Below are 17897 nucleotides of genomic sequence, written 5' to 3'. Positions count from 1 at the left end.
ATGTACACAAATTGAGGGATCATCATTGGCCGACTTCCGCTGGTGCTGGCCGGCCCAGGCGGTTCAGTGAGACGGCGACTAATCGACCCAAATGACTGGTCATCCGACGTTCTGCTTCGGGCCGAGCTTTACTTTCGACAAAGGGCAGCTTTGGGTCGGAAGCCGCCGTAGCAACCGGCAATTTCGTGGAGGGAGGGGACTGTCAGATTTTTGTGTGCGGGCGGTTAACGCCCGTCACCTGACGGACAATGAAATCACCAGGTTGGCCTGGTAAAGCGATCTTCATACAGGATCGCAAATTGATTCATCGCACTCTTCCAGTCATGCGCAGCCTTGCCCCAGTTGGCAGTGATGTTTCGCAGCCCGAGCCAGATCAGCTTGGTCGCCGCTTCGTCATTCGGGAAGTGCCCGCGCGTCTTGATGATCTTGCGCAACTGGGCGTTGATGCTCTCGATGGCGTTGGTGGTGTAGACCACCTTGCGTATTGCCTGCGGGAACACGAAGAACGGGATCACGCGATCCCAGGCCCGCCGCCACGCGGCAACAACCGTCGGATACTGCTTGCCCCAGGGCCCAGCCTCGAAGTCGTTCAATGCCTGCTCGGCGGCCTCGGCATTGAGTGCCTGATAAATCGGCTTCAGAGCTTTGGCCAGCCCTTTGCGTTTGTCCCAGGAGGCGTATTCCAGACTGTTGCGGATCAGGTGCACGATGCAAGTTTGCAGGGTTGTTTCAGGGTAAACAGCCGCCAGTGCTTCCGGCATACCTTTGAGCCCGTCAGTGACTGCAATCAGCACATCCTCGACACCCCGGTTGCGCAAGTCGTTGAACACTTTCAGCCAGAACTTCGCGCCCTCGGTGTTCTCGATCCAGATACCCACAATGTCACGGGTGCCGTCCGGCAAAACGCCCAGCGCCAGGTAGATTGCCTTGTTGCGGACCACGCCCTCATCGCGGATCTTCACCCGCAAGGCATCGAAGAAAATGACCGGATACATCGGCTCCAGAGGTCGCTGTTGCCATGCACCTACTTCTTCCATCACGGCGTCAGTAACAGAACTGATGAAGTCATGAGAGACGTCCGTGCCGTACTGCTCCAGCAGGAACGCACGAATCTCGCGTACCGTCATGCCTCGGGCATACATGGCGATGATCTTGTCATCGAAACTAGTGAAGCGGCGCTCATGCTTGGGAATCAGGATGGGCGCGAAACTGCCGTCGCGATCGCGTGGGATGTCCAGTTTGAGCGGGCCATCGTCAGTCAGCACTGTCTTGCCGCTGGTGCCGTTGCGCTGGTTCTCGGTGCCTTCCGGTCGCTCCCCACCGGACGCATAGCCCAAGTGATGGCCAAGCTCCGCACCGAGTGCGCGCTCGACCAACGCCTTCTTGAAGGCCATCGAGATGTCCTGAATCGCCTCGGCTGTCATCGGGCCTTTGACGAACTGTTCGACCAGGTCTTTGGGGATCTCTGGGAGGTCTTTTCTGGCCTTGCCGGCCGGTGTCTTTTTGCTTGGCATCTCATGCACCTTAAACGCATGTGATGCCCGAACACAAAATTACTGACAGTCCCTCGCAACCGCCAGTTTCGTGGACAGAGCGAACTTTCAACGCCTCAAGTCCGGCCATCTCAACGCAATCTTCCCATTCGTATAAGCGCTCAAAAACCCCACCGTTCGCTCTACCAACCTCACATCAACCGACCTGATCCCAAGAACAAGCGGAAAGTCCGAAACCCGCTCGATGTGAATCTGCGCCCTGGCAGTGCCATCTCTGAGGGCGAGGTAAAGCTCTGTCCACTCTGTGTCGCCGGCCGTACGACTGTCCCCGTCCGAGTCGATATCGGCATCCGGCCCCCAGAGCATATCGGCAACTCTGCCAAAAGGCGGTCGCTCACCCGGGCCCACAAGATAGATGACGGTTTCACTCAACATGCAGTGCCTTCTCCCCAACTGAGCCATTCAATGTCAGGCCCTATCCCCCAACATCCCCCTCACCCTCACCGCCAACTCATCCAACGTAAACGGCTTCCCCACAATATCCATCCCCTGCGCCCGAATCTCCTCACGCTGCGCCGCCTTCTCCGCATACCCCGTCATGAACAACACCTTCAACCCCGGCCGCTGCTGCCGCGCAATCTCCGCCAGTTGCCGCCCATTGGTCCCCGGCAGCCCCACATCAGTAATCAGCAAGTCAATCCGCAACTTCGACGCCAGCAAGGGTAGGGCGCTTTCCGCATCGGCGGTGGCCTGGCTCTGGTAGCCCAGCTCATCGAGCAGATTGAGGATCAGCACCCGAACCGCAGGGTCATCCTCGACCACCAGCACCGTTTCCCCCGCCACGGCCAACGGCGCCGCCAGGGGTTCAATCGCTTCAGCGGCCTCGATGGGCGCATGGTGGCGCGGCAGGTACAGGCTGACGCAGGTGCCTTGGCCAGGCGTGCTCTGCAGGGCCACGTGGCCGCCGCTCTGCTGAGCGAAGCCATAGATCATCGAAAGCCCTAGCCCGGTGCCTTGCCCGGTGGGTTTGGTGGTGAAAAACGGGTCGAAGGCCTTGCTCCGTACCGCTTCGGTCATGCCCGACCCGGTGTCGGTCACGCTGAGCACCACGTAATCGCCCGGCCCGATCATCTCCATGGGCAAATTGGCGCGCGGGCGTTCCAGAGTCAGGTTTTCGCAGCCCAGGGTCAGCTCGCCGCCCTCGGGCATGGCGTCGCGGGCGTTGATCACCAGGTTGAGCAGGGCGCTTTCCAGCTGGCTGGCATCGGTTTCCACCGGCCAGGTGCCATCGGCGATGGCCAGGTGAACGCGGATGCGCTCACCGGTGGTGCGGCTGATCAGGTCGCGCAATGAGGTCCACTCGGGCCGCCACGTCGACGCTGGTGCTGTTCAAAGGCTGGCGGCGGAAAAGGCCAGCAGCCGATGGGTCAGCTCGGCGGCGCGCTGGGCGGAGGTGGTGGCGGCGTCGAGCAGCCGCGCGGTGTCGCTGGTGCGCCCGGCGGCCAGGTAGCGCTTTAGCAGTTCCAGGCTGCCGATCACCCCGGTGAGCATGTTGTTGAAGTCATGGGCGATGCCGCCGGTCAGTTGGCCGACGGCTTCCATTTTCTGTGCGTGGCGCAGGGCTTCTTCGCTTTGCGCGCGGGCCTGGGTTTCCACCAGCAGGCGTTCGTGGGCCTCGGCCAGCGCCTGGGTGCGCTCGGCCACGCGCTGTTCGAGGGTTTCGGTGAGCGCCTGCAAGGCTTGCTCCTGGCGGCGCCGCTCGGTGATATCCAGCGAGGCGCCGATGAACCGCGCCGGGCGGCCATGGCTGTCGCGCAGGCCGCGGCCGCAGGCGTAGATCCAGCGCCAGCCGGTGCCGGCGCGCAGCCGGTACTGCTCGGCGAACAGCCCGTCGCCGTGCAGGCAGGCCTTGATGCGCTGCGCCACCCGGCCGCGGTCGTCGGGGTGTACGGCGTTCACGTAATCGCCGATCGGCCGCCCGGTGCCGGCCACATGGTGCATCTGGGCGAAGGGCGCGTCGGCGTTGAACACGTCGTCGCGGATGTCCCAGTCCCAGGTGCCCAAGGCATCCCCGGACACCTGCGCCAACGCGGCGAGGCAAGCTTGCAAGGCGGTGGCCGCCTGTGGATCGTTCATTCTTTGCACCCCAAGTTGCCTGGCGGGGGCAAAACCCGCCAAGCTATACCGACTTCTTCCATGACTGCCCGTGAGCCACCCACGCTATGGACCTTCAGGCCCTGCTTAAAATACTCGCCACCCAGGACGGATCGGACCTCTACCTTTCCACCGGCGCGCCGCCCTGTGCAAAGTTCAATGGCGTGTTGCGGCCGCTTGGCACCGACCCGCTCAAGCCCGGCGAAGTGGCGCAGATCGCCAACGCCATCATGGACGAAGAGCAGCGGCACGACTTCGAAAAGCACCTTGAGATGAACCTGGCGCTGTCGCTCAGTGGGGTGGGGCGTTTCCGGGTGAACATCTTCAAGCAGCGTAGTGAAGTTTCCATCGTTGCGCGCAACATCAAACTGGATATCCCGCGTTTCGAAGACCTGAAGCTGCCGCCGGTCCTGCTCGACGTGGTGCTGCGCAAGCATGGCCTGGTGCTGTTCGTCGGCGCCACCGGCTCGGGCAAGTCCACGTCGCTTGCCGCGTTGATCGACCACCGCAACCGCACCAGCAGCGGCCACATCATCACCATCGAAGACCCGGTGGAGTACATTCACCGCCACAAGAAATGCATCATCAACCAGCGCGAAGTGGCGGTGGATACCCGCAGCTTTCACGCGGCGCTCAAGAACACGCTGCGCCAGGCGCCGGACGTGATCCTGATCGGCGAGATCCGCGACCGCGAGACTATGGAGCACGCCCTGGCCTTCGCCGACACCGGCCACCTGGCCATCTCCACGCTGCACGCCAACAATGCCAACCAGGCGCTGGACCGCATCATCAACTTCTTCCCCGAAGACCGCCGCCCGCAGCTGCTGCAGGACCTGGGCAACAACCTGCAGGCGTTCGTGTCGCAGCGGCTGGTGAAAACCACCGACGACAAACGCCGCGCAGCCGTGGAGGTGATGCTGGGCGCCGCGACCATCCGCGACCTGATCCACCGCGGAGAATTCGGTGAGCTCAAGGGCATCATGGAAAAGTCCACCAACCTGGGCATGCAGACCTTCGACCAGGCGCTCTACGAGCTGGTGGCCGAGGGCGCGATCAGCGAGGAAGAAGCGCTGAAAAACGCCGACTCGGTGAACAACCTGCGCCTGCGCCTGAAGCTTCGGCGGCAACCCTGGCGACTACACCAGCGCGCCGGCAGCGCCGCGCGGCAGCAACGCGCCGGGCTCCGGGGACTGGGGCCTGGTGGGGGACGAGCCGAACGACCAGGCCTCGAGCCGCTCACTGGGCCAGCCAACCGCCGTCGACGTTCCACGCGGCGCCACGCACTTGCTCGGCGGCGTCGCTGCACAAGAACAGCGCCAGCTCACCCAACTGCTCAGGCGTCACGAACGCCTGTGACGGCTGCTTCTCGGCCAGCAACGCCTGGCGCGCGTCTTCAGGGCTTTCGCCGGCGGCCACCCGCATCGATCTGCTGTTGCACCAATGGGGTGAGCACCCAGGCCGGGGCAAATGGCGTTGCAGGTCACGCCGCTGCGGGCGTTTCCCAGCGCCACCACTTTGGTAAGGCCCAGCACGCCGTGCTTGGCCGCCACGTAGGCCACCTTGCCCACCGAGCCTACGCTGCCCGTGCACCGAGGCCACGTTGATGATGCGCCCCAGTTGCGCTCCTGCATCGAGGGCAATGCCAGGCGCGTGCAATGAAACACCGCCGAGAGGTTCAGGGCGATCACCGCGTCCCAGCGCTGTGGCGCGAAGGCTTCGACGTTGGCGACGTGCTGGATGCCCGCGTTATTGACCAGGATGTCGACCCGGCCGACATCACGCCGGGCGTAATCGAACATCTGCTCGACCTGCGCCGGGTCGGTGAGGTCTGCGCCGTGGAAACCCACGCGGCCACCGTGGCGTTGCACGTGGCGAACCGCCTCCTGGCTGTCGCCGAAGCCGTTGAGCACCACGCTTGCGCCCGCGCGGGCGAGCACGTCGGCGATGCCCAGGCCGATGCCACTGGTGGAGCCGGTGATCAAAGCGGTTTTACCGGTAAGGCTCATGGCGCCTCCTTCAATTGCAAAATGGCTCTCAGACCATACGCAGCCGCTGCTTGCGGGTCGGCGCGGCAAAGGCGCTGTCCAGCGCTGCCAGGTCTTCGGCGTCGAGGGTCAGTTGCGCGGCGCGCACGTTCAGGCGCACATGCACCGGGTCGACCGCCTTGGGGATCGCCAGGGTGTTGCCGTCGCGGGTGGCCCAGGCCAGGCGGATTTCGGCCGGGCTCACGTGGTGTTTGGCGGCCAGCGCATTGAGTGTCGGGTGGCCGAGGAAGTGGCCGCCCTGGCCGATCGGGCAGTACGCCATGACCGGCATCTGCTGCTCCCGGCACCAGGGCAGCAGGTCGTATTCCACGCCGCGTGCCTCGGGGTTGTACAGCACCTGGTTGGTGGCGCAGCCCGGCGGCAGTTCAAGCAGCTCGCCCACGTCGAAGTTCGAAACGCCCCACTGGCCAATCTTGCCCTGAGCGCGCAGCTGCTCGAAGCCTTCGACGGCTTCCTCCAGCGGGTGCGAGCCCGGCCAGTGCAGCAGATACAGGTCGATACGCTCGGTGCCCAAACGCTTGAGGCTGCGCTCGCAGGCCTGCACCACCCCTTGGCGGCTGGCGTTGTGCGGGTAGACGTTGCTGACCAGGTAGATCTGCTCGCGCAGGCCAGCGATGGCGGCGCCCACCACTTCCTCGGCGCCGCCTTCGCCGTACATCTCGGCGGTGTCGATCAGAGTCAGCCCCAGCTCGATGCCCAGCCGCAGTGCGGCGATCTCGGCGTCGCGCTGGCGTGCGTCCTCGCCCATGCGCCAGGTGCCCTGGCCGATGCAGGGCACGCTGCGGCCTGCGATTTCAATGCGGTTCATCTGCGTTCTCCTTCACGTGAAGCGGCGCCGGCGCCAGCGCCGCGCTGATCAGCGCGTCCTGCAATGCCAGCGCCGCCGTCGACAATTCATGTTCACCCAGGTGCATCAATCCGATCCTGCGTTGCACGTGCGGTTCCGCAAGCGGCTTGCACAAGGCGCCCAGCTCATGCATCTGGCCGATGCACAGCGACGGCACCGCGCTCACGCCCAGGCCGCTGGCGACCATGCGGCCCACGGTGCTCAGCTGATGGCACTCGAAAGCCACCGGCAGCTTGCCGTGGGCCGCCAGGGTTTCTTCCTCCAGCAGCAAACGCACCGCCGAGGGGCGCTGCAGGGTGATGAAATCGGCCTGGCGCAGTTGCGCCCAAGTGAGCGTCGCGTGCTCGGCCAGTGGTGAATCCCTGGGCACCACGGCGACGAAACGGTCGGTGTACAGCGGCGTGAAGTGCAAGCCCTGCAGGCTCTGCGGCTCGAAGGCAACGCCCAGCTCGACGCGGTGCTGGCGCAGCATGTCCAGCACCTGCTCGTTGATCACGTCGTGCACCGCCACGTTCACTCGCGGGTGGCGGTCGCGGAAGTGCTTGAGCGCCTGGGGCAGCAGGTTACCGGCAAAGGAGGGCATGGCGGCGATGGAGACCCGGCCGGTTTGCAGGGTGAAGTGCTGGCGCAGCAGCTCTTCGGTGTTGTCCCAGTCGGCCAACAGGCGCCGCGCCAGCGGCAGCAGAGTTTCGCCTTCAGGGGTGAGCGCCACGTGGCGGGTCGAGCGCGTCAGCAGGGCGCCGCCCAGGTGCTGCTCCAGGGCCTTGATGGTCAGGCTGAGCGCAGGTTGCGACAAATGCAGGCGCTCGCCGGCCTGGGCGAAGCTCAGGTGCTCGGCTACGGCCACGAACGCCCGCAGGTGCTTGATGTTCATCTTTTATTTGTTTTCCAGAACAATCCATGACGAAATCAAAATTAACAAATGGATGCAAAGCAGCCAATACTGGGATAACGCCAACGCGATAACAACAAGGGGTGGGCAGCATGGCTGGGCTCGACAAACGTGTGTATTCCTATGAGGAGGCCCTTGAGGGCCTGGCCAGTGGCATGACCGTGCTGGCCGGTGGCTTTGGCTTGTGCGGGATCCCGGAAAACCTCATCGCACGCATTCGTGCGCTGGGTGTGCGCGACCTTACGGTGGTCTCCAACAACTGTGGTGTCGACGGCTTTGGCCTGGGCGTGCTGCTCGAGGACCGGCAGATCCGCAAGATGATCGCCTCCTACGTGGGCGAAAACGCGCTGTTCGAGCAGCAACTGCTCAGCGGCGAGCTGGAAGTGGAGCTCACCCCGCAAGGCACCCTGGCCGAGAAGCTGCGCGCCGGCGGCGCCGGGATCCCTGCGTTCTTCACCGCCACCGGTGTGGGCACGCCGGTGGCCGAGGGCAAGGAGGTGCGCGAGTTCGATGGCCGCCAGTACCTGATGGAGCGCGCGATCACCGGTGACTTCGCCATCGTCAAGGGCTGGAAGGCCGACCACTTCGGCAATGTGGTCTACCGCCACACGGCGCAGAACTTCAACCCGCTGGTGGCCAGCGCCGGGCGCATCACGGTGGTGGAGGTGGAGGAGATCGTCGCCCCCGGCGAGCTGGACCCGGCGCACATCCACACCCCGGCGATCTTCGTCGACCGGGTGATCCAGGCCGCTTTCGAAAAGCGCATCGAAAAACGCACCTTGAAGGCGTGAGGACAAGACCATGGCACTGACCCGCGAACAAATGGCCCAGCGCGTGGCGCGCGAACTTCAGGACGGTTACTACGTGAACCTGGGTATCGGCATCCCGACCCTGGTGGCCAACTACGTGCCCGAGGGCATGGACGTGATGCTGCAGTCGGAGAATGGCCTGCTCGGCATGGGCGAGTTCCCGACCGAAGCCACGCTGGACGCCGACATGATCAACGCCGGCAAACAGACCGTCACCGCCCGCGCCGGGGCGTCGATCTTCGACTCGGCCACCTCGTTCGCGATGATTCGTGGCGGGCATGTGGACCTCACCGTGCTCGGCGCCTTCGAGGTGGACGTGCACGGCAACATCGCTTCATGGATGATCCCGGCAAGCTGGTCAAGGGCATGGGCGGGGCGATGGACCTGGTGGCGGGGGCGGAGAACATCATCGTGGTGATGACCCATGCGTCCAAGGATGGCGAGTCCAAACTGTTGCCCCAGTGCACCTTGCCGCTGACAGGGGCCGGCTGCATTCGCAAGGTGCTGACCGACCTGGCCTGGCTGGAGATCATCGACGGCGCCTTCGTGCTGCGCGAGCGGGCGCCGGGGGTGAGTGTGGAGGAGATCAAGGCCAGGACTGCGGGGAGGCTGGTGGTTGAAGGCGAGATTCCTCGAGATGACCTTTGCCTGAGGATTCGCGGCTGCCTGTCGCGCGGCAAGCCGCCCTCCCACTGGGTCAAACCGTGGGAGGCCGGCTTGCCGGACGCCGTGTAACGGGCGACGTGGTAGGGGTAAGCCTGAGCCGCCTCAGGCGCGCTTCTTCTGCACCTGCGCCACTGCCGGTTGCACCAGCGCGTCGTGCGGCAAGCCGCCCTCCCTCTGGGTCGAACCGTGGGAGGCCGGCTTGCCGGACGCCGTGTAACGGGCGACGTGGTAGGGGTAGGCCTGAGCCGCCTCAGGCGCGCTTCTTCTGCACCTGCGCCACTGCCGGTTGCACCAGCGCGTCGCGCGGCAAGCCGCCCTCCCACTGGGTCAGACCGTGGGAGGCCGGCTTGCCGGGCGACGTGGTAGGGGTAAGCCTGAGCCGCCTCAGGCGCGCTTCTTCTCCATCTGCGCCACTGCCGGTTGCAGCAGCGCATAGAGATCCTTCGGATCAGCCAGCGCCGGTACCAGCGCGATCCCCCGGCCGATCCCCAGCGCCTTCGCCGCATCCAGCACATAACGCAACGCCGAGTAGTCTTCGATGGCGAACCCGACCGAGTCGAACAGCGTCACCTGCTCGTCGCTCTGCCGGCCTGGTTGGGCGCCGTTCACCACTTCCCAGAACTCGGTCACCGGCGAATCGGCCGGCATCTGCTGGATCTCGCCTTCGATGCGGCTCTGCGGCTCATACTCAACGATCACCCGCGCCCGCTCGACGATCTCCCGGTGCAGCTCGGTTTTGCCCGGGCAGTCGCCGCCCACCGCGTTCAGGTGCATGCCCGGCTCGATCATCTCAGGCGTGAGGATGGTGGCGTAGGCCTTGTCGGCGGTCACGGTGGTGACGATGTCGGCACCGCGCACGGCCTCTGCCACCGAGGCGGCGCGCACCAGGCGCAGGCCGGGGTAGGCCGCAAGATTGGCAGCCAGCTTGGCGGTGGCCTGCGGGTCGATGTCGAACAGGCGGATTTCCTCGATGCCCAGCAGCGCGTGGAAGGCGATCGCCTGGAATTCGCTCTGCGCGCCGTTGCCGATCAGCGCCATGCGCCGGCTGTTCGGCCGCGCCAGGTGGCGAGCGGCCAGCGCCGAGGTAGCGGCGGTCCGGATGGCGGTGGTGAGGGTCATTTCACTCAGCAGCAGCGGCTCGCCGGTGTCCACATCCCGCAAGGCGCCGAAGGCCATGACCGTAAGCATGCCCTGGTGAGTGTTCTTGGGGTGGCCGTTGACGTATTTGAAGGCATACAGGTTGGCATCGGAGGCCGGCATCAGCTCGATCACGCCATCGGGCGAATGGTTGGCCAGGCGCGCGCATTTTTCGAAGTCGTGCCAGCGCAGGTAGTCCTGGCGGATGTACTCGGCCATTTCTTCGAGCATGGCCGGCAGGCCTTTGCGGTTGACCAGGCGAGCGAGGTCGGTGACGTCCAGGTAATGAGTCATGGTGCGGTCCTTTTTTATCGTCGAGTTTCAGGTAAGCGGGCAGGGCGGCGGCTGCGCCGCACCTCACGTCAGTCGTTGGTTTCGCTGAAATCCATCTGCCGGTACGGGACCAGCCGGCTCTTGCGCTCGAGCCGGTAGCCCAGCCAGATCAGCAGGAACAGCGGAATGCCCAGGTAGGTGGCGGCGGCGCCGTACCAGTCGATGCGGTCCTGCAGGAAGGCCTGGTAGTTCTGCCCCAGGGTGATCAGCAGGCACAGCACGAAGGCGAAGATCGGCCCGAACGGGAACAGCCCGGCGCGGTCGGGCAGCTGCGAGAGGTCACGGCCTTGCAGCATGTAGCCTTTGCGGAAGCGGTAGTGGCTCACCGCGATACTCAGCCAGATCGATGAATTCAGTCATGCCGGCGGTGTTGAGCAGCCAGCATGTACACCTCCTGCGGGCTGGCCACGGTGCTGACGAAGCACAGCGCCGCCAGCGCCACGGTGGCCAGCAGGGCGTTGAGCGGCACGCCGTTGTGGGTCAGGCGGGCCAGCGCCTTCGGCGCTTGCCCTCGCGGGCGAGGTTGTAGAGCATCCGGGTGGCGGCGTAGAGGCCCGAGTTGCCGGCCGAGAGCACCGAGGTGAGGATCACGGCGTTCATCACCGCCGCCGCGCTGAGCAGCCCGGCATGCTGGAACACCGGGGTGAAGGGGCTCACGGCGATGTCGCCGACGTCATTGCGCAGCAACTGCGGGTCGGTGTAGGGGATCAGCAGGCCGATCACCACGATCGCCAGCACGTAGAACAACAGGATGCGCCAGAACACCTGGTTCACCGCCTTGGGCACGTTCACCCGCGGGTTCTCCGAGCTCGCCGGCGGCGATGCCGACGAACTCGGTGCCCTGGAAGGAAAACGCCACGATCATCGCCACCCCCAGCAGGGTCGCGAAGTTGCCGGTGAACGGCGCGTCACCGATGGTCCAGTTCGCAAGGCCTGCGTGCTCACCGCCCTGGATGATGCCCAGCAGCATGGCGATGCCGGTGACGATGAACGCCACCACTGCCACCACCTTGATCAGCGAAAACCAGTATTCGCTCTCGCCGAAGCCTCTGACCGACACGGCGTTCAGGCCAAACATCACCGCCAGGAACAACGCGCTCCAGGCCACCCCCGGCACGCCGGGACCAGTAGGCCATCACCAGTTGCACGGCCACCAGGTCGACCGCCACGGTAATGGCCCAGGAGTACCAGAAGTTCCAGCCCAGTGCGAAGCCGAAGCCTTCGTCCACGTAGCGGGCGCCGTAGGTGGCGAACGAGCCGGAGACCGGCATGAAGGCGGCCAGCTCGCCAAGGCTGGTCATGATGAAGTAGACCATCACCCCGATCACCACATAGGCCAGCAGCGCGCCGCCGGGCCCGGCCTGGGCGATGGTGGCGCCGGAGGCGACGAACAGCCCGGTGCCGATGGCGCCGCCCAGGGCGATCATGGTGAGGTGGCGCGCCTTGAGGGTGCGTTGCAGGTGCGGGGCTTCGGCTTCGGGTACCGAAGTAATGCTCTGATCGATGCTATGGGCCATGTTCGGGCTCTTGTTGGTTGTGGGGCTTCGAAGAGCGGCTAGCCGCTAGTTGCTAGTTGCTAGCTAGGAGCTAGGAGCTAGGAGCTAGGAGCTGAGTGGCTGCGCGCTCCGCGCCGGGCCAGCGTGCTCTTGCCGAACAGGCTCTGGATCAGGTCCACCATCAGCTCGGCGGTCTGGTTGCGGATGTCCAGCGCCGGGTTGAGCTCGACGATGTCCAGCGAGGCCAAAAGCCCGGTGTCGGCGATCATCTCCATGCACAGCTGCGCTTCGCGGTAGTTCGGCCCGCCGCGCACGGTGGTGCCGGTGCCGGGGGCGATATCCGGGTCGAGAAAGTCGACATCGAAGCTCACGTGCAGGTGGTAGTCATCGGTGAGGTCGGCCAGGGCGCGCTGCATCACCTCGCGCATGCCCAGTTCGTCCACCGCGCGCATGTCGTACACCTCAAGGCCCAACTGCTGGATCATCCGCTTCTCCGCGTCGTCGACGCTGCGCTGGCCGACCTGGCGGATATCGCGGGCATCCAGCGCCGGCAAGTGCCCGGCCATGTTCGCCAGGGCCTGCGGGCCGAGGCCGCAGAGGCTGGCCACCGGAATGCCGTGCACGTTGCCGCTGGGGAGATGTCGGGGGTGTCGCAGTCGGAGTGAGCGTCGAGCCAGATCACCCGCAGGCGCTCGCCTGCTTCGCGGCAGTGGCGCGCCACGGCGCTGATGGAACCGGTGGCCAGGGTGTGGTCGCCGCCGACCATGATCGGCACGCGGCCCTGGCCCAGTTGTGCATACACCGCGTCATGGGTCGCCTGGTTCCAGGCCACGCATTCAGCCAGGTTGCGCAGGCCTTCGTGGGCCGGCTCGCGGCCGCTGCGGGGGTTGGCAGGGCCTGTGAGGTCGCCGGTGTCGAGCACTTGCACATTGAACTGCGCCAGGGCCGGCACCAGCTGCGCCACGCGCAGCGCGGCGGGGCCCATGGCCGCACCGAGGCAGCCAGCGCCGACGTCGGTGGGCACGCCGATCAGGGCGGCGTGAACAGGGGAGTGGGTTCTTGTGATTATGGGCATGCTGCCTCCTGCTTGTGTGATGCGAAGGCTCTCACGCCGCAGCGGCAATCCAAATCGGCAACTTTGCGCTAAAACAGCATAATTTTTGGCACTTTGCTGGGTAAAGATAGCGATATGTACAATCTCGACCAGATCGATCAGAAACTCATTTCCCTGCTGCGCCACAACGCCCGCGAAAGCATCGCCACCTTGGCCACGCGCCTGGGCGTCTCACGCGGCACCGTGAACAACCGCCTGCATCGGCTTGAAGATGCCGGGGTGATCGTCGGCTACACCGTGCGCCTGCGCCCCGAAGCCGAGACCGGCGGGTTGCAGGCCTGGATGAGCATCGCCATCGAGGGCAACGACGCCCGGCGGGTGACGGCGTCATCGTTGGGCGAGCCCAGCGTGCTGGCACTGCACGCCACCAACGGGCGCTGGGACCTGCTCGCCGAGCTGCAAGTGGCCACGCTTCCGGAGCTGGCACGGGCGCTGGAGCGCATCCGCCTGATCAAGGGCATCAGCCAGTCGGAGACCAGCATCCACCTGGAGACGGTGCGGGCGGCTTCTTGAAGCTGCAAGCTCGAAGCTCGAGGCTCGAGGCTCGAAGCTCAAAGTTGAGCTGCGTGTAGCAACGCCTGGGTGTAGGGGGCGCGGGGGCGTGCAGCACCTGAGCCGTGGGGCCTTGCTCGATGATCTGGCCGTCCTTGATCACGATCACTTCGTGGGCCAGTGCGCGCACTACCGCCAGGTCATGGCTGATGAACAGGTAGGTCAGGCCGTGGCGCGCTTGCAGGTCGCGCAGCAGCGCCAGCACCTGTTTTTGCACGGTGCGGTCCAGCGCCGAGGTGGGTTCGTCTCAGCAGGATCAGCTCGGGCTTGAGTACCAACGCCCGGGCAATGGCCACCCGCTGGCGCTGGCCGCCAGAGAATTCATGGGGGTAGCGGTGGCGGCTGGCCGGGTCCAGGCCCACTTCCTCCAGCGCCTGGATCACGCCGCTGCTCACGCTCGCTGGCGCTTAACCGGGCGTGGGCTTCGAGGCCTTCGCTGACGATCTGCGCCACGCTCAGGCGTGGGCTGAGGCTGCCGTAGGGGTCCTGGAACACCACCTGCATGCGCTTGCGCCAGGGCCTCAGCTGTTTTCGCTCAAGTGCTGCAGCGCCTGGCCGTCGAAGCGGATCTGCCCTGTGCCGGCAGCAGGCGCAGGATGGCCTGGCCAAGGGTCGACTTGCCCGAACCCGACTCGCCGACGATGCCCAGCGTCTGCCCGCGGCGCACGTGCAGGCTCACGTTGTTGACGGCCTTGATCACCTGCGCCGGGCCACGCAAAAAGCCGCCGCCCAGGCTGTACCAGACCTTCAGGTCTTTGACCTCCAGCGCCACCGGCGCCTCGGCTGCCGGCACCGCACAGCCGGCCGGTTCCGCGTCCAGCAGCAGCCGGCTGTAGGGGTGCTGGGGCTGCGTGAACAGTTGCTCGCAGGGCGCCTGCTCGACGATTTTGCCTTGCTTCATCACGCACACCCGTTGGGCGATGCGCCGCACCAGGTTGAGGTCGTGGCTGATCAACAGCAGCGACATCCCCAGCCGCTGCTGCAGCTCGCGCAGCAGTTCGAGGATCTTCTGTTGCACGGTCACATCCAGCGCCGTGGTGGGTTCGTCGGCGATCAGCAGGTCGGGCTCGCAGGCCAGCGCCATGGCGATCATCACCCGCTGGCGCTGCCCGGCCGGAGAGCTGGTGAGGGTATTGCTTCAGGCGCTGGCGTGGCGCGCTGATGCCCACCAGTTCCAGCAGTTCCAGGCTGCGCAACAGCGCGGCCTTGCCAGCTCAGGTCCTTGTGCACCAGAAGGGTTTCGCCGATCTGCCGTTGCACGGTGTGCAAAGGGTTCAGCGAAGTCATCGGCTCCTGGAAGATCATCGCCACCCGGTTGCCGCGGATGTGCCGCAGCACCTCGGCGCTGGCGCCGAGCATCTCCTGGCCGCGGTAGCGGATGCTGCCGGTGCAGGTACACGCCTCGGGGCTGAGCAACTGCAGGATCGAGTGCGCCGTCACCGACTTGCCCGAGCCGGACTCGCCCACCAGCGCCAGGCATTCGCCTTGTTCAATGTCCAGGCTCACCCCGGCCAGCGCCGGCTGGCCCTGGAAGCTCACGTTAAGGTCGCGGATCTGGATCAGCGGTTCGCTCATGGCTGTTCTCCGTCAGTGGCGCGGGTCGAAGGCATCGCGCAGCGCCTCGCCGATGAACACCAGCAGGCTCAGCAGCACCGCCAGGGTGAAGAACGCCGTCAACCCCAGCCAGGGCGCGGTGAGGTTTTCCTTGCCCTGGGCGACCAGCTCGCCCAATGAGGCGCTGCCGGCCGGCATGCCGAAGCCGAGAAGCTCCAGCGCACTCAAGGTGGAGATCGCCCCGGTGAGGATGAATGGCAGGTAGCTCAGGGTCGCGGTCATGGCATTGGGCAGAATGTGCCGCAAGATCGCTCGCCGGGTCAGCAGGCCCAGCGCCCGCGCGGCCTTGACGTACTCCAGCTTGCGCCCGCGCAGGAACTCGGCGCGCACCACATCCACCAGCGCCAGCCAGTTGAACAGCGCCATGATCCCCAGCAGCCACCAGAAGTTGGGCTCCACGAACCCGGAGGAGATGATCAGCAGGTACAGCACCGGCAGGCCCGACCATACCTCCAGCAGGCGCTGGCCGATCAGGTCGACCCAGCCCCCGTAGAACCCCTGCAAGGCCCCGGCAGCCACGCCGATCAGGGTGCTGACCAGCGTCAGCGCCAGGGCGAACAGCACCGACACCCGCGTGCCGTACGGCACGCGCGCGGCGACGTCGCGCGCCTGGTTGTCCGCGTGCCGAGCCAGTTCACCGCGCTGGGCGGGCTGGGCGCTGGCCGGCCCAGGTGGTGGTCGGGCGTGTCGGCGCTGAAGGGATCGGCGGGAACGGCATCCAGCCACCTTTGCTCTGGATGAGCTGGCGCACGTAGTCGCTGCGGTAATCGGGCTGGAACGGCAGCACGCCGCCCAGTTGCTGCTCGGTGTAGCGCTTGAACGCCGGAAAGTGATACTGCCCGTCGGCCTTGAGCAGCAGCGGCTTGTCGTTGGCCAGCAACTCGGCGCCCAGGCTTGCGCACAGCAGCACCATGAACAGCCACAGCGACCACCAGCCACGGCGGTTGCCACGAAAGCGCGCCAGGCGCCGGCGTGCCGGAGGGGATAGCGGCATCAGGCGCTCCTCGCGGAAAAGTCGATGCGCGGGTCGACCAGCAGATAGCACAGGTCGCCGAGCAATTTGATCACCAGGCCCGCCAGGGTGAAGATGAACAGTGTGCCGAACACCACCGGGTAATCCCGTGCCACCGCCGCTTCGTAGCTGAGCCGGCCAAGCCCGTCGAGGGAGAACACCACCTCGATCAGCAGGGAGCCGGCGAAGAACACCGTGATCAGCGCCTGCGGCAGGCCCGCCACCACCAGCAGCATGGCGTTGCGGAAGATATGCCCGTAGAGCACGCGTCGCTCGGTCAGCCCCTTGGCCCGCGCGGTCACCACGTATTGGCGGGTGACCTCGGTGAGGAAGGCGTTCTTGACCAGCACCGTGAGCGTGGCAAAGCCCCCAGCACCAGCGAGAGCACCGGCAGCACCAGGTGCCAGAAGTAGTCGGCCAGCTTGCCCACCACGCTCGAGTTGCTCGAAGTTGTCGGAGGTCAGCCCGCGCACCGGGAACCAGTTCAGCCCCGTGCCGCCGCAGAACAGTACGATCAGAAAGATCGCCAGCAGAAACGGCGGCATCGCATAGCCCACCACGATGGCGGTGCTGCTCCACACATCGAAATGGCTGCCATGGCGCACCGCCTTTCGAACGCCCAGCGGGATCGACACCAGGTAGGTGATCAGCGTGGCCCACAGCCCCAGTGGAGAGTGACCGGCAGCTTTCGCAGGATCAGGTCGGTGACCTTGGCACCACCGAAAGAAGCTGTTGCCGAAATCCAGCACGGCGTACTGCTTGAGCATCAGCCACAGGCGCTCGGGTGCCGATTTGTCGAAGCCATAGTGCTGCTTGATGCTTTCGATGAGTTTTGGGTCCAGCCCACGGCTGGCGCGCGAGCTGGTGCCACCGGCATCGCCAGCACTGCCGGTCGCGCCGGGGGCGCCGCCGATGCCTTGCAGGTGGGCGATGGCCTGCTCTACCGGGCCGCCGGGAGCGGCCTGCACGATCACGAAGTTGACGATCAGAATGATCAGCAGCGTCGGCACGATCAGCACCAGCCGGCGCAAGGTATAAGCGAGCATCAGTGCCCCTCCTGCGCCTTGAGCGCGCGCATCTGGTCGTTGGTCAGGGCGGTGGGGCTCAGTTCCCAGCCAGGTGTCCAGGGCTTCGTTCTGCGGGCTGGGTGCTCGGGGATGCCGAAGCGGTTCCACCACACCGTCGAGCTGCCAGGCGGGTAGTAATTCGGCACCCAGTAGTAGCCCCACTGCAGGACACGGTCCAGGGCGTGTGCCCAGGTGACCATCTCATCATGGGTGCGGGCGCGGGTCAGGCCGTCGATCAGGTGGTCCACGGCCGGGTCCTTGAGCACCAGGTAATTGCTCGACCCGCTGTCGCTGGCCGAGCGCGAGCCGAAGTAGTTGTACAGCTCAAGGCCCGGTGACTCGCTCATCTGGTAGCCGCTGACGATCATGTCGTAGTCGCGCGCCATCAGCCGATTCCACGTACTGCGAGGGGTCGATGCGGCGGATCTGCAGGTCGATGCCGATCTGTTTGAGCGTGCGCTTCCACGGCAGCAGCAAGCGCTCCACGCCGTTCTGGGCGTTGAGGAAGGTGAACGCCAGCGGCTCGCCCTGGGCATTCACCAGGCGGTCGCCGTCGGCGTGCCAGCCGGCCTGTTCGAGCAGGGCCAGGGCCTGCAACTGCTGGGGGCGCAGGTTGCCGCTGCCGTCGGTTTTCAGCGGCGCGAAGGCCGGCCCGAACACCTCGTC

The 17897-nt window shown here is 65.6% G+C and carries 10 protein-coding genes and 8 pseudogenes; 4 read left to right on the top strand and 14 right to left on the bottom strand.

Features of this window, described 5'->3' with window-relative positions:
* Window positions 1–254: 254 nt before the first annotated feature.
* The gene (locus tag LN139_RS11995) at window positions 255–1514 is read right to left on the bottom strand and encodes an IS256 family transposase (protein WP_236360151.1); all 1260 of its coding nucleotides are present in this window, start codon (window positions 1512–1514) and stop codon (window positions 255–257) included.
* A gap of 447 nt (window positions 1515–1961) precedes the next feature.
* Window positions 1962–3581 (bottom strand): annotated as a pseudogene (locus LN139_RS11990) (ATP-binding protein); the annotation flags it as partial.
* Window positions 3582–3715: 134 nt separating this feature from the next.
* Between LN139_RS11990 and LN139_RS11985 the strand changes: the two are divergent.
* Window positions 3716–4856: pseudogene (locus tag LN139_RS11985) on the top strand (PilT/PilU family type 4a pilus ATPase); the annotation flags it as partial.
* A gap of 27 nt (window positions 4857–4883) precedes the next feature.
* On the opposite strand, the pseudogene LN139_RS11980 reads toward LN139_RS11985, so the two are convergent.
* From LN139_RS11980 to LN139_RS11970, 3 genes and pseudogenes are all read right to left on the bottom strand, one after another.
* Window positions 4884–5653, bottom strand: a pseudogene (locus LN139_RS11980) (3-hydroxybutyrate dehydrogenase).
* A 28-nt stretch (window positions 5654–5681) separates the two neighbouring features.
* Window positions 5682–6500, bottom strand: a complete 819-nt coding sequence (locus LN139_RS11975) for an aldo/keto reductase (RefSeq protein WP_236360149.1) — start codon at window positions 6498–6500, stop codon at window positions 5682–5684.
* Window positions 6487–7413 carry a LysR family transcriptional regulator gene (locus LN139_RS11970; protein WP_236360146.1) on the bottom strand — a complete coding sequence of 309 codons (927 nt, stop codon included), beginning with the start codon at window positions 7411–7413 and terminating at the stop codon, window positions 6487–6489. The genes LN139_RS11975 and LN139_RS11970 overlap by 14 nt, the downstream gene beginning before the upstream one ends.
* 110 nt (window positions 7414–7523) lie before the next feature.
* On the opposite strand from LN139_RS11970, the gene LN139_RS11965 reads away from it, so the two are divergent.
* Together LN139_RS11965 and LN139_RS11960 are read left to right on the top strand one after the other, a co-directional pair.
* Entirely contained in the window at window positions 7524–8222 is a 699-nt protein-coding gene (locus tag LN139_RS11965) for a CoA transferase subunit A (protein WP_236360144.1), read from the top strand.
* Between the two features lie 10 nt (window positions 8223–8232).
* Window positions 8233–8873: pseudogene (locus LN139_RS11960) on the top strand (CoA transferase subunit B); the annotation flags it as partial.
* Between the two features lie 417 nt (window positions 8874–9290).
* On the opposite strand, the gene LN139_RS11955 reads toward LN139_RS11960, so the two are convergent.
* From LN139_RS11955 to LN139_RS24855, 4 genes and pseudogenes are all read right to left on the bottom strand, one after another.
* Entirely contained in the window at window positions 9291–10337 is a 1047-nt protein-coding gene (locus LN139_RS11955; protein ID WP_236360142.1) for an ornithine cyclodeaminase, read from the bottom strand.
* Between the two features lie 68 nt (window positions 10338–10405).
* Window positions 10406–11869, bottom strand: a pseudogene (locus tag LN139_RS11950) (amino acid permease).
* Window positions 11870–11970: 101 nt separating this feature from the next.
* Window positions 11971–12480: an arginase family protein gene (locus tag LN139_RS24860; RefSeq protein WP_268944863.1), complete on the bottom strand. Its 510-nt coding sequence runs from the start codon at window positions 12478–12480 to the stop codon at window positions 11971–11973.
* Between the two features lie 110 nt (window positions 12481–12590).
* Window positions 12591–12857, bottom strand: a pseudogene (locus LN139_RS24855) (arginase family protein); the annotation flags it as partial.
* A gap of 204 nt (window positions 12858–13061) precedes the next feature.
* Here LN139_RS24855 and LN139_RS11940 point away from each other — a divergent pair.
* On the top strand, window positions 13062–13499 hold the full coding sequence (locus tag LN139_RS11940; protein ID WP_236360139.1) for an Lrp/AsnC family transcriptional regulator: 438 nt from the start codon (window positions 13062–13064) through the stop codon (window positions 13497–13499).
* A 38-nt stretch (window positions 13500–13537) separates the two neighbouring features.
* On the opposite strand, the pseudogene LN139_RS11935 reads toward LN139_RS11940, so the two are convergent.
* The 5 genes and pseudogenes from LN139_RS11935 to LN139_RS24845 form a co-directional block, all read right to left on the bottom strand.
* Window positions 13538–15113, bottom strand: a pseudogene (locus LN139_RS11935) (ABC transporter ATP-binding protein).
* Between the two features lie 12 nt (window positions 15114–15125).
* A pseudogene (locus tag LN139_RS11930) lies at window positions 15126–16149 on the bottom strand (ABC transporter permease).
* Window positions 16146–17210, bottom strand: a complete 1065-nt coding sequence (locus LN139_RS11925; RefSeq protein ID WP_236360137.1) for an ABC transporter permease subunit — start codon at window positions 17208–17210, stop codon at window positions 16146–16148. The pseudogene LN139_RS11930 and the gene LN139_RS11925 overlap by 4 nt, the downstream one beginning before the upstream one ends.
* Complete coding sequence (locus LN139_RS24850; protein ID WP_268944862.1) at window positions 17210–17617, bottom strand: hypothetical protein; 408 nt, start codon at window positions 17615–17617, stop codon at window positions 17210–17212. Before LN139_RS24850 ends, LN139_RS11925 begins: the two co-directional genes overlap by 1 nt.
* Window positions 17556–17891 carry an ABC transporter substrate-binding protein gene (locus LN139_RS24845; protein WP_268944861.1) on the bottom strand — a complete coding sequence of 112 codons (336 nt, stop codon included), beginning with the start codon at window positions 17889–17891 and terminating at the stop codon, window positions 17556–17558. Before LN139_RS24845 ends, LN139_RS24850 begins: the two co-directional genes overlap by 62 nt.
* Between the last annotated feature and the right edge of the window lie 6 nt (window positions 17892–17897).

The sequence above is a fragment of the Pseudomonas sp. KNUC1026 genome, from assembly GCF_021650705.1.
Classification (GTDB): Bacteria; Pseudomonadota; Gammaproteobacteria; order Pseudomonadales; family Pseudomonadaceae; genus Aquipseudomonas.
This window is presented reverse-complemented; position numbering and strand designations above follow the sequence as displayed.